Annotated in this window: 10 protein-coding genes; 1 reads left to right on the plus strand and 9 read right to left on the minus strand. The window is 66.2% G+C overall.

Going from position 1 to position 11,872, the window contains the following annotated elements; translation table 11 throughout:
* Positions 1 to 586: GNAT family N-acetyltransferase (locus tag U1E69_RS12015; RefSeq protein ID WP_322244611.1), on the plus strand; the 586-nt coding region annotated here is incomplete at its 5' end.
* Between the two features lie 139 nt (positions 587 to 725).
* Here U1E69_RS12015 and U1E69_RS12020 read toward each other — a convergent pair.
* The 9 genes from U1E69_RS12020 to U1E69_RS12060 all read right to left on the minus strand — a co-directional run bounded on the left by U1E69_RS12020 (position 726) and on the right by U1E69_RS12060 (position 11,805).
* A complete protein-coding gene (locus U1E69_RS12020; RefSeq protein WP_322244612.1) occupies positions 726 to 1,136 on the minus strand; it encodes a hypothetical protein in 411 nt (136 codons plus the stop codon).
* 273 nt (positions 1,137 to 1,409) lie between these two features.
* The gene (gene hflX, locus U1E69_RS12025; protein WP_322244619.1) at positions 1,410 to 2,684 is read right to left on the minus strand and encodes a GTPase HflX; all 1,275 of its coding nucleotides are present in this window, start codon (positions 2,682 to 2,684) and stop codon (positions 1,410 to 1,412) included.
* 56 nt (positions 2,685 to 2,740) lie between these two features.
* Complete coding sequence (hfq, locus tag U1E69_RS12030; RefSeq protein WP_008028786.1) at positions 2,741 to 2,974, minus strand: RNA chaperone Hfq; 234 nt, start codon at positions 2,972 to 2,974, stop codon at positions 2,741 to 2,743.
* A gap of 151 nt (positions 2,975 to 3,125) precedes the next feature.
* Entirely contained in the window at positions 3,126 to 4,637 is a 1,512-nt protein-coding gene (locus tag U1E69_RS12035) for a TrkH family potassium uptake protein (RefSeq protein ID WP_322244613.1), read from the minus strand.
* Positions 4,637 to 6,013, minus strand: a complete 1,377-nt coding sequence (trkA, locus tag U1E69_RS12040) for a Trk system potassium transporter TrkA (protein WP_322244614.1) — start codon at positions 6,011 to 6,013, stop codon at positions 4,637 to 4,639. Before trkA ends, U1E69_RS12035 begins: the two co-directional genes overlap by 1 nt.
* Positions 6,014 to 6,067: 54 nt before the next feature.
* Positions 6,068 to 6,409, minus strand: coding sequence for an endonuclease domain-containing protein (locus U1E69_RS12045; protein ID WP_322244615.1), 342 nt, complete (start codon positions 6,407 to 6,409; stop codon positions 6,068 to 6,070).
* A gap of 244 nt (positions 6,410 to 6,653) precedes the next feature.
* Entirely contained in the window at positions 6,654 to 8,045 is a 1,392-nt protein-coding gene (locus tag U1E69_RS12050; RefSeq protein WP_322244616.1) for a sigma-54 dependent transcriptional regulator, read from the minus strand.
* Complete coding sequence (locus U1E69_RS12055; RefSeq protein WP_322244617.1) at positions 8,042 to 10,342, minus strand: PAS domain-containing sensor histidine kinase; 2,301 nt, start codon at positions 10,340 to 10,342, stop codon at positions 8,042 to 8,044. Before U1E69_RS12055 ends, U1E69_RS12050 begins: the two co-directional genes overlap by 4 nt.
* 98 nt (positions 10,343 to 10,440) lie before the next feature.
* The gene (locus U1E69_RS12060) at positions 10,441 to 11,805 is read right to left on the minus strand and encodes a response regulator (RefSeq protein ID WP_322244618.1); all 1,365 of its coding nucleotides are present in this window, start codon (positions 11,803 to 11,805) and stop codon (positions 10,441 to 10,443) included.
* Between the last annotated feature and the right edge of the window lie 67 nt (positions 11,806 to 11,872).

Here is an 11,872-nt window from a genome sequence, read left to right on the forward strand (position 1 = left end):
GGGAATACATCCCGATGTCGCTGGACCCGGAGCTGGCGCGGGCGGCGGCGGCGGGCGTGATGGTGCTGACGCCGGAGGGGCAGTGAGCGTCCCGACGCTGCGGACCGAGCGCCTGGTCCTGCGGCAGGCGGTCTGGGAGGATCTGGACGCCGTCCACCGGCTGATGTCGGACCCGCGCGTGATGCGCTACTGGTCGCGACCCGAGCACGAGACGGTGGAGGAGACGCGTCACTGGCTGGGCTTTCTGGTGGATCAGGCAGACGGCAGCCGCGACTGGCTGATCGAGACGGATGGCACGGTCATCGGCAAGGCCGGGGCCTGGGAGTTGCCCGAGGTCGGGTTCCTCTTGCACCCCGATCACTGGGGCCGGGGGCTGGCCTTCGAGGCGATGACGGCGGTGATCGCGGCGCTGGAGGCGGAGTTTGCCGGGGTCGTGCTGACGGCAGAGGTCGACCCGCGCAATGCGGCCTCGTTGCGGCTGCTGGACCGGTTGGGCTTTCACGAGACGCATCGGGCGGAACGGACGTTGCTTTGGCGCGACGAATGGTGCGACAGCGTCTATCTGGCACGCCCGCGCGGGGGCTGAGTGCGCCACGGCGCATGGGCAGGCCGGGGGGGGCATGGGCGGCTTGGGGCGGTTTTCAAGATGAGCGCTGACGCGCAAGCCTTTTGTCTCGCGCTTTTGCGTGAAGGACGCAAAAGCGCTCGGGCAGCGGGATGCCGGGTCAGGCGCGGCGCGGCGCGAGGGTCCAGGCGGAAACGGCGATCAGGCTGAGAAGCGCCAGAGGCGTGTGGACGCGGTGCAGGAACAGTTCCCGCAGTGCCTCGGTCCCGCGCCAGGTGGTGCCGAAGTCGATGGCGAAGGGCTGGATCATGACCGAGGCGGCCCAAAGCCACAGAAGGATCAGGGGCGGCAGGGCAAGCCAGCGGAGACCGACCCAGCGGGCTGCAGCCGCCACCAGCGGGATCGGCAAGGTCGCGGCAAGGGCCACGAAGGCAAGTTCGAGGACCGTGACGGTAAGGCCGGGGTATTGCGGGTAGCCTTGGCCGAGATAGTCGCCGGGGATGCCGAGAAGGGCATGGGCCAGAAGGGCTGTGGCGGCAGTGGTCCAGAGGGTGATGAGACGGAGGATCATGGCGCGCCATGCCCGGGGTTGCGCCCCTGGGCGGTCGGTGCGGCCTCCGGCGGGGATATTTGTGCCAGCATGAAAGGGCTGCGGTCCGGGGTTGCCGGGGGCGAAAGTGGTGGGGCATGCCCTTGACGGGCGATGTGTGGCTTCGGGTCGCGGGTCGCCTGCGCGACCGGGCGCTGCACCCGGGCAAGCCGGGCGCTGCCTCTGGCGGGGATTTTTCGGCAAAGATCAAAGGCTGCGAGGCAAGTGGGAGGCTGGCGGAGCGCCCACATCAGGTCAGAGCTTGCGGTAGCGGTTCTGCTGGCGGGCGGTCCAGCGGACGGTGAGGTGCCAGCCATCCTGAGCCTCGGTTTCCTGGTGGACGATGTTCTGTTCATGCAACCAGGCGCGTTTGCGGCCGTCGGAGAAGGGGATGGTGAGGCTGGCCTCGGTGCGGTCGGCGTCGAGGGTGGCGGTGATGAGGGTGAGGAGTTTGTCGACGCCTTCGCCGGTCAGGGCCGAGACGGGCAGCACGCGGGGGCGTTGGGCGGCCTGGGCGGCAAGCGCTTCGCGCTGGGAAGCGTCGACGAGGTCGAGCTTGTTCCAGACCTCGATCTGGGGGGTGTCCTCGCCGACGCCGAGGGAGGTGAGGATGTCGGCCACGTCGGCGGCCTGTTCCATCGTCTCGGGGTGGGAGATGTCGCGGACGTGGAGGATGAGGTCGGCGGAGAGGACCTCCTCCAGCGTGGCGCGGAAGGCGGCGACAAGCTGGGTGGGCAGGTCGGAGATGAAGCCGACGGTGTCCGACAGGATGATCTTCGCGCCCGAAGGCAGCGTGACGCCGCGCATGGTGGGGTCGAGGGTGGCAAAGAGCATGTCCTTGGCCAGCACGTCCGCCCCGGTGATGCGGTTGAAGAGGGTGGACTTGCCGGCGTTGGTGTAGCCGACGAGGGCCACGATCGGGAACGGCACCTTGGCGCGGGCAGCGCGGTGAAGCTCGCGGGTTTTCACCACCTGCTCCAGCTGGCGCTTGAGGCGGATGACCTGGTCGTCGATGGCGCGGCGGTCGGATTCGATCTGGGTTTCGCCGGGGCCGCCGACAAAGCCGAAGCCGCCGCGCTGGCGTTCAAGGTGGGTCCAGGCGCGGACCAGGCGGGTGCGCTGGTAGCTGAGGGCAGCGAGTTCGACCTGCAGCACACCTTCGCGGGTCCGGGCGCGGTCGGCGAAGATCTCCAGGATCAGCGAGGTGCGGTCGAGAAGCTTGACCCCCCATTCCTTTTCCAGGTTGCGCTGCTGGACCGGCGAGACGCTGCCATCGACGATGACAAGGTCGATGTGGTCGTCGTGGAAACGGTCCTTCAGCTCGGCCACCTTGCCAGAGCCGAGAAGCGTGCCGGGGGCGATCTTGGACAGGCGGATGACCTCGGCCCCCCGAACCTCAAGCTCGGGCAGTGCGGCGGCAAGAGAGACCGCCTCGGCCAGCCCGTGTTCGGGCAGGCGGCGGGCGTTGGACGACTTCAGCGCGGGATGCAGGACATAGGTGCGCGTCGCTGCTGCGGCGGTGTCGCGCAGGCGCTGACCCTCGCGCTTGGCGAGGAGGTCGTCGTCATCCTGGGGCGGTCTGGAGATCAGTCTTCCCCTTCATAGAGGCTGATCGGCGCGCCCGGCATGATGGTGGAAATCGCATGCTTGTAGACAAGCTGCGATTGGCCGTCGCGGCGCAGAAGCACGCAGAAATTGTCAAACCAGGTGATCACGCCCTGCAGCTTGACCCCGTTGATCAGGAAGATCGTGACGGGGACCTTGGCTTTGCGGACATGATTGAGAAAGGCGTCTTGCAGGTTTTGCTTGTCAGCGGCCATCGTTGTTGTGCCTTGTTTTTCTATCGCTTCACTGTCGCGTCGTGGTCGTTCTTCGTTGCCCTGTTCTTGCCGCTTGACACGGCTGGGCCAAGTATGAAGCGGGCGGGCGGGAGTTTCCAGCGCAAAAAATCAGGCTGTTAGCCGGGCGGGACTAGCGTCGGCCGCGGCTGGGCAGGATCAGGGCAAGCAGCGCCAGCGTCTCCAGCCGGCCGACAACCATCGCCAACCCGAGGATGATCTTCACCGGATCGCCAAGGTCGTGATAGGCGATGGGCTGGGCTGCGCCAAGTTCGGCCAGCTGGCCCGTCGTGGTCAGGGCCGCGATCGCAAGGACCATCGTCTGCTCGAAACCCACCCCGGCAAGGAGGAGAAGCGCCGAAACCACGGCGATCGAGGTGGCGAAAAGCATGAAGAAGACCCAGGCGAATTGCGCGCCTTCCCGGCGCAGGCGGCGCGCCTCGGTGCCGCCGCGACCGATGGAGTTCGGGTGGATGATCTTCTCCAGCTCGCGCTCGCCGTGGCGCAGCAGGGCATAGACGCGCAGAAGCTTGACTCCGCCCGCCGCCGTGGCAGTGCCGCCGCCCATGATCGCAAGGCCAAGGAGCACAAGGCCGGGGGTGCCGATCCCGGACCAGTCGGCAGCCGTCTGCCAGTGCGAAGAGACATAGCCGGTGGTGGTCAGGAACGAAGTGGCGGTGAAGAGGATGCCCCAGAAGGACGGCAGGACTTCGGCGGCGTCGCCCTCGGTCTCGGTTGCGACGAACCAGTGGCGCAGGAACAGTATCAGGGTCACGCTCAGGACCAGCAGTGCCGCCAGGCGCAGTTCGGGGTCCTTCAGCAGCGGGCGGCGGTTCTCTGCCAGGCGGACGCCGGGAAGCGCGCGACGGGTGATGGCGAAGGCGAAACAGAGGAAGATCAGCACCTCTCCGCCCGCGCCGGCGCCTGCGTCCTGGAAGGCGGTGGCCCCGGTGATGCCCGAGGTGGACAGCGTGCCCATCGCGTGGATCAGGGCCGAAATCCCGCTTTCGCCAAGCACCAGAAGGCCACACCACAGAAGAAAGGTGATCGAGCCGTAGACCGGAAACAGCATCAGGGCAAAGCGGGTCAGCCGGAGGGCGGGGTCGGCGGTGCGGGCGACCTGGGCGGTCCCCGCCGCACCCCGACCGGGGACACGGCCGGACGAGACTTCGGTCCCGCCAAGGTTCAGCGGCGCAAGGATCGCATAGGCGGCCAGGATGATCAGAAAGCCGCCGAACCAGCCCACCGTGGCGCGCCAGAGGTGGACCGCGTCGGCCAGCCGGTCCGGCGGATAGACCGAGGCGCCCGTGGTGCTGAAGGCCGAGACCATCTCGAACCAGGCATTGACCAGCGAGGTATCGGGCAAGGCCTCCATCAGCGGCAGCGCCAGGGCGAATGGCAGGATGGCATAGGCCAGGACCAGAGCCGCCAGATGGCTGCGCGCGGGGTCGCGGGGCAGATAGGCGGCAGTGGCGATGCCAAGCATCACCGTCAGAACCAGCAGGATCAGCGCGGAATAGAAGAAGTCGCGCGCATGTTCGTGGTCGTTCACCCCGAAGGCATAGACCGCAGGCACCAGCGCGATGGCCCCCGCAAGGCCAAGAAGCACCACAAGAAGCGGCAGTTCTGCCAGCCGCGCCAGCATCAGAAGAAGTCGATGGAGACTTGCAGGAGGCGCTCGACCTCGGGCACGTCCTTGGCCATAGCGAAAAGCGCGATGACGTCGCCGGCCTCGATCCGCAGGTCGCCTGTGGGTTTCAGGACGCGGTCGCCCTTCATCACCGCGCCGACGAGCACGCCTTCAGGGAACTCGATGTCGCGCACCAGACGGCCCGCGAGGGGCGAGGTGGAGAGGACCTGCGCTTCGATCATCTCGGCCTCGGCGTCACCGATGGAGTAGACGGCGCGCACCCTGCCGTGGCGGATGTGGCGCAGGATCGACGAGACGGTGGTGGCGCGCGGGTTGATGTAGGCGTCAATGTCCAGGGGTGCCATCAGGGGGGCAAGCGTGGGGTCGTTGACCAGCGCGATGGTCATCTGGCAGCCTGCCTGCTTGGCGCGCACCGCGACAAGGAGGTTGGTCTTGTCGTCGTCAGTCACGGCCAGGATCGCATCGGCCCGGTCGATCGAGGCTTCCATCAACAGGTCGATGTCCATCCCGTCGCCGTTCAGCACGATGGTCCGCTCCAGCGCGTCGGCGGCGGCTTCGGCGGTGGCGCGGTCCTTTTCGATGATCTTGGCGCGGATGCGGTCGGTGCGGGCTTCCAGGGCACGCGCCACGGCAAGGCCGACGTTGCCACCCCCGACGATGACCACGCGTTCCTGCTTTTTCGTCTTCTTGCCAAAGATTTCCAGGGCGCGGTTCACGTCCTCGAAATGGGTGAAGACGTAGATCTGATCCTCGGCATAAAGCTGGTCGCCGGGATCGGGGGCGAAAAGCCGGTCCTCGCGGCGGATGCCCACCACGATGGCGCGGAGGGTCGAGAAGAGCTCGTTCAGCTGGCGCAGGGGGGTGTTCAGGACCGGGCAATCCTCGGTCAGCTGAATGCCCAGAAGCTGGGCGCGGCCGTTCATGAAGCTTTCGGTATCGAAGGTCGCGGGCGCGGCCAGACGCTGCAGCGCGGCCTCTGCCACTTCGCGTTCGGGCGAGATGACCACGTCGATGGCCAGGCCTTCCTGGTTGGTCAGGGTGCCGTAAAGCGGATCAAGGTAGTTCTGCGCGCGGATGCGGGCGATCTTGCGGGTGACGTTGAAGACAACATGCGCCACCTGGCAGGTGACCATGTTCACCTCGTCCGAATGGGTCGCGGCGATCAGCATGTCGGCATCCCGAGCCCCGGCTTTCGCCAGGACATCGGGGTGACTGGCAAAGCCCACGACGCCCTGGACATCCAGCGTGTCCGTGGCGCGGCGGACAAGGTCGGCATTGGTGTCGACAAGCGTGACGTCGTTCTTTTCGCCGGAAAGGTGGCGGGCGATCTGCCAGCCGACCTGACCCGCGCCGCAGATGATCACCTTCATCAGATTCCCCGCGATCCGTCGTCCGGGACTGCATGTCAGATCACAGCGGAAGGGTCAATGTTGCGGGACTTTGGCAGCAATGCTGTCGAGGCAGCCGGGAAGGTTGGTCAGGACCTCCCGGGTCCAAAGCCGGAGGACGCAAAAGCCTTGTGCGGCCAGCCAGGCATCGCGCGCCACGTCGCGGGCGGAGCCCTGGCCAGAGTCGCCGGCTTCGATGATCAGGCGGTGCTCTGCGCAGTAGAAGTCGGCGATATAGGGGCCGATGGGCACCTGACGTCGGATTTTGAGACCCATTAAGCGGCGGTTGCGAAGGGCGTCCCACAAGGCGCGCTCGGCTGGGGTCAATTCCGCGCGCCGGTGTCTGGCTTGCGCCTTGGACAGGTCAGTCTGCTTCATCAATGCCCCCTCACCCTGGCCCTCTCCCCCGCGGGGAGAGGGGACGCCCGGGGGAACCGTCGCGCAATCTGGTAAAGGGCGGGTTAAGCGGAACTCTGTTGCCAATGGGGCATGTGGACCGCTGCAGCCTTGGGACAGCCTTTCGCGCCGGACCATGCGAGGGACGCGCAGGAGCCTCCCCCAGGCGCGACAGGTTCCCTCTCCCCTCCGGGGGAGAGGGTTAGGGTGAGGGGGACATCGGGGCCTACTCGTCGAAGTCCGAGAACCCCCTGCCCCCGCGCGTGGACCCGACGACCCCCAGCGACTTGAGCTTGCGGTGCAGCGCCGAACGCTCCATGCCCACGAAGCTGGCGGTGCGGCTGATGTTGCCACCAAACCGGTTGATCTGGGTAAGCAGGTATTCCCGTTCGAAAAGCTCACGCGCTTCGCGCAGGGGCAGCGTCGCCACCGTGCCGGAAAGGGACAGCGCGCTTTCCGCCTCGGCCTTGGGCTCGTTGCCGGGGATCTCGGACGCCTCGATCGGGCCGGTGCCATCGCCAAGGATCAGGATGCGCTCGATCACGTTGCGCAGCTGCCGGATATTCCCGGGCCATGGCAGGGTCTGCAGCACGGTGTTCGCTTCTTCCGACAGGCTGCGGTTCGGCAACCCTTGCGTCTTGTGGAACCAGTCGATGAAGTGGCGCGTCAGTTCCGGCACGTCCTCGCGCCGGGCGGAAAGCGAGGGGACGGCGATCGGCACGACGTTCAGGCGGTCGTAAAGCTCTTGCCGGAAGCGGCCGCTGCCGATTTCGGCCCGCAGGTCGCGGCAGGTCGAGGAGATGACGCGCAGATCGACGCGGACCTTGTCGGTGCCGCCCGCACGGGTGAACTGCTGTTCGGTCAGCACGCGGAGGATCTTGGACTGGGTGCCCAGCGGCATGTCGGCAACCTCGTCGAAATAGACGATGCCGCCATGAGCCTGCTCCATCAGACCCGGTTCGATGCCGCGTTCCGCGGTTTCGCGGCCAAAGAGCACCTCTTCCATCCGCTCCGGCTCGATCGAGGCGGAGGAGACGGTGATGAACGGCGCGGTTGCCCGGCTGGACTGCATGTGGATGTAGCGCGCCGCCATTTCCTTGCCGGTGCCGGGCTCGCCCGTCAGCATGACGCGGGCGTTGGACTTGGTGACCTTGTCGAGGTTGCCCTTCAGCGTCTTGAAGGCCAGGGAAGAGCCGACCATCTCGGCCGAGGTGACGTCGCGGCGGCGCAGTTCCTGGTTTTCGCGGCGCAGACGGCTGGTTTCCATCGCGCGGGCGACGACGACCATCAGCTGGTCGATGTTGAAGGGCTTTTCGATGAAGTCGTAGGCGCCCTGCTTGATCGCCGCGACGGCGATCTCAATGTTGCCGTGACCCGAGATAATCACCACCGGAATGTCGGGATTGTCGCGCTTTACGGTCTTGAGGATGTCGATCCCGTCCATCCGGCTGTCCTTGAGCCAGATATCAAGGATCATCAGCGCCGGCGGATCGGCGTTGATTTCGGCCATGCAGTCGTCGGAATTGGCGGCGAGGCGGGTGGTATAGCCCTCGTCCCGCAGAATGTCGCCGATCAGTTCGCGGATGTCCTGTTCGTCGTCGACGATGAGAATGCTCATGCGTGGGCTTCCTTGTCGTAAGGCGTGTCTGAAGACTTTTCGGGGGGCGCTGCGCCCAGCGGAATATGGGTGCGCGACCGCTTGCGCAGGGCGCGCGGCAGGCGGATCTCGGCCATTGCGCCGGGGTGGACGTTTCCGTCGAACAGGGGCGCGTCAAGAAGGGCAAGCGTACCGCCGTGCTCCTCGATGATCTTCTTGACGATGGGCAGGCCCAGACCGGTGCCCTTTTCGCGGGTGGTCACATAGGGCTCGAACAGGCGAGCGCGGTCCGGCGGCAGGCCGGTGCCATTGTCACTGATGCGGATCACAGCCTCGGTGTCGTCGGCCGTCAGCGTCACGCGGATTTCGGGCACAAAGTCCGCAGGCTTAGCCTTTTCCTGATGCGATTCAATCGCTTCCCCGGCGTTCTTGATCAGGTTGGTGAAGGCCTGACCGATCATCGTGGCGTCGAGGTCAAGGTGCAGCTCGCCCGTCGGGATGTCCTTGACGAAGCGGACGCCGGGCTGGCCGTTTTCCTGCAACAGCACCGCGCCTTTCAGAAGCGCGGCCAGGTCGCAATCGCGGCGGTCAGGTTCGGGCATCCGGGCGAACTTGGAGAATTCGTCGACGATCCGGCGCAGGTCGTTGGTCTGGCGGACGATCACATCGGTCAGTTGCTCCAGATCCTCATGGTCGCGGACCTGGGTGCGGAACTTGCGCTTGATGCGTTCGGCCGACAGCTGGATCGGGGTCAGCGGGTTCTTGATCTCATGCGCGATGCGGCGGGCGACGTCGCCCCAGGCGGCCATGCGCTGCGCGCTGACAAGGTCGGTCACGTCGTCGAAAGCGACGACGTAGCCTTCCAGCTCGCCCGCTTCGCTGCGTCGGGGGGACAGGCGGACGAGGAGGCTTTCCAGCTTGCCGCGCCGGGTCAGGCGAACCTCTTCCTGCACGGCAAGACCCGTGCCATCGCGGAGGCGGTCGAAGAGGGGCGCGAACTCCGGGACGGCGGCGGCAAGCGGCAGGTCAGAGCCATCCGCAAAGTCCAGAAGCTTTTCGGCGGCGCGGTTGACGAAGTCGATGTTGCCGTCGCTATCCAGGCCGATCACCCCGGCGGTGACGTTCGAGAGCACGGAATCGAACAGCCGCCGCCGGGTTTCGGTCTGGGCATGGCTTTCCACCAAAGCCTCGCGTTGGCCTTTCAGCTGTCGGGTCATCTGGTTGAAGAGGCGGCCCAGGGACGCGATCTCGTCATCGCCGTCCTCTTCCGTGACCTGCACGTCGAGATCGCCGCCGCCTACCCTTTCGGCTGCCCCCGCCAGCCGACCCACAGGGCGCGAGAGGCGCTCGGCGAACCACAGGCCAAGCCAGATCGCCGCCAGGATCAGGATCAGCGCGAAACCAAGGTAGATGAGGCCGAAGTTGAACAGAAGCCGCCCGCGTTCGGATTCAAGCTGGTTGTAAAGCTGGACGGTTTCCTGAGTCTCGTCGAGGAGCGTCAGGATCGAGCCATCCACCGTGCGGGTCACGTAGAGGTAGCGGTCTGTGTAGGACTCAAGAAAGATCAGCGCGCGGAATTCGTTGTTGGACCAGTCGGGAATCAGGACGGTGTTGCCGTCGCGCGCAAGCTTCAGGTGCTCCTCGGTCAGGGGTTCAAAGTCGAAGAGGTACGAGCGTTCGCCGCGGGTCTTCAGCGCCCCGGTGCCATCGACAAGGTAGGCCTCTTTCAGCCCGCGCTGGATCACCTGCTGCGCCTGGCTGAGCAGCGGGCGCAGCTGGTCATCGCGCAGAAAGGCAGTGCGGCGCTTGGCGTCGTTGAGGTAGCCCGCAAGGGTGACCACGTCGTCGGCAAGGTCGTCGCGCTGCACGGCCTCATAAGCCTGGGCGGCCGAGAGAGACGAGCCGACCACGGAGCGGACCCGGTCCGAGAACCAACCCTCAAGCCCGATGTTGATCGACAGAACCGCGAAGACGGCGACAAGGACCGTGGGGATCAGCGCGATCAGCATGAAGACGCCGGAGAGGCGCATGTGCAGCCGCGAGCCTGCGGATTTCGACCGGCGGTCGGTTATCAGACGGGCGACACGGGCCAGGACCAGGGCCGCGATGACCAGCACATAGATCAGGTCGGCCAGGAGGATCAGGCGCAGGACCGGAGAGGCAGCACTTTGATTGATCGACCCAAGCGCCAGGAAAGTTGCCACGGCCAGGACCGGGCCCAGGAAGACAAGGCCAAGGGTGACGGCCGTCTGCACCCGACGCTGCCGCCGCAGCCGGGAAAACCTTAGCCAGACATCCCTGTGAACTGCCCGATCCACCCTGTCCCGCACGTCAGCCGGGGGTTCCTTGCCCCCCGACCACTATATCTTGATGCGCGACCGGGTGAAACCGGAAAGACACATTCAATGTGGCTGATCTACATCAACTTGCGGCGCCGGGTCACGCGGATGTCGAGATCGGTGATCTTCTTGCGCAGCGTGTTGCGGTTGATGCCCAACAGGTCCGCGCATTTCGCCTGGTTGCCAGCGGTGGCGTCGAGCGCGATTTCGATCAGCGGCAGCTCGACCTCGCGCAGGATGCGCTGGTAGACGCCCGCTGGTGGCAGTTGCCCGCCATGCAGATCGAAATAGCGTTTCAGATGCCGCGCGACCGAGGCGGACAGCTTGTCGCCCGACCCCGCCCCGGCCAGGGGTTCGGGGCTGGGCTGCTGGCCCAGGACCTGCTCGACCTCGGCCCGCGCGATTTCGGTTTCCGAGGCGGTGACAAGCAGGCGGCGGATGGTGTTCTCCAGCTGGCGCACGTTGCCCGGCCAGGAATAGGCGCGCACCAGATCGCTGGCCCCCTGCGACAGGCGGCGGACCGTGCCAAGATCACGCTCGCCCTTGGTCAGGAAATGCTCGGCCAGAAGCGGGATATCCTCGACCCGTTCGCGCAAGCTGGGCACGTGCAGGCTTACGCCGCCAAGCCGGTAGTACAGGTCCTGACGGAACTGGCCTGCGTCCATCCGCGAAGACAGGTCGTTCTGACTGGTGGCCATGACGCGGGGGGCTTTGTCGCCCAGCATGTCCAGCATCCGGACGACGCGGGCCTGGGTGTCGGCGTCGTAATCGGCGACTTCGTCAAAGACGATCGATCCGCCGCGGGCTTTCGACAGCAGGGTCGCCGGGCCGTCGACGCCTTGCAGGTCGGCAGCTTGCGCGACGACGAAGGGCAGCGTGCGGCGGTCCGAGAAATCGTGGATCGCGCGGGCGATGAGCGACTTGCCGGTGCCGGATTCGCCGGTGACAAGGACGGCAAGCTCGGTGTTCATCACGCGGGCGACAAGGCGGTAGAGCGCCTGCATCGCGGGGGTGCGGCCGACCAGCGGCAGGTCATCGCCAGCCTCTCGCGCAGGAACCACGACCTTGGGTGCGCGGCGTTTCTGATCCAGCGCCTTGGCGGACCGCTTCATCAGGTCGGGCAGGTCGAAGGGCTTGGGCAGATAGTCGAAGGCTTCCGCCTCGGCCGCCTGGATCGCGGTCATGATGGTGTTCTGGGCGCTGATCACGATGACCGGCAGGCCGGGGCGCATCTTTGAGATGCGGGGCAAGGCGTCCAGACCATTGCCGTCGGGCATGATCACGTCGCTGATGACGAGGTCGCCCTTCCCTTCCTCGACCCAGCGCATCAGGGTCATGAGGGATGAGGTCGCATGGACCTTGCAGCCCGCGCGCGTCAGCGCCTGGGTCAGGACCGTGCGGATCGTGCGGTCGTCGTCGGCGACGAGAATGGTGCCATCCATTTCAGCGGGACTCCTTCTTCTTCTCGCGCGGCGCCATTGGCAGCGAGACGCGGAATACGGTGCGGCC

The organism is Tabrizicola sp. (assembly GCF_034366665.1).
GTDB lineage: Bacteria > Pseudomonadota > Alphaproteobacteria > Rhodobacterales > Rhodobacteraceae > Tabrizicola.

Bases quoted from the DNA above. Each gene is read 5' to 3' on its own strand.
- U1E69_RS12045 (WP_322244615.1), bottom strand. From the start codon at position 6,409: ATGAAGCAGACTGACCTGTCCAAGGCGCAAGCCAGACACCGGCGCGCG.
- U1E69_RS12020 (WP_322244612.1), bottom strand. From the start codon at position 1,136: ATGATCCTCCGTCTCATCACCCTCTGGACCACTGCCGCCACAGCCCTT.
- trkA (WP_322244614.1), bottom strand. From the start codon at position 6,013: ATGAAGGTGATCATCTGCGGCGCGGGTCAGGTCGGCTGGCAGATCGCC.
- U1E69_RS12035 (WP_322244613.1), bottom strand. From the start codon at position 4,637: ATGCTGGCGCGGCTGGCAGAACTGCCGCTTCTTGTGGTGCTTCTTGGC.
- hfq (WP_008028786.1), bottom strand. From the start codon at position 2,974: ATGGCCGCTGACAAGCAAAACCTGCAAGACGCCTTTCTCAATCATGTC.
- U1E69_RS12060 (WP_322244618.1), bottom strand. From the start codon at position 11,805: ATGGATGGCACCATTCTCGTCGCCGACGACGACCGCACGATCCGCACG.
- U1E69_RS12050 (WP_322244616.1), bottom strand. From the start codon at position 8,045: ATGAGCATTCTCATCGTCGACGACGAACAGGACATCCGCGAACTGATC.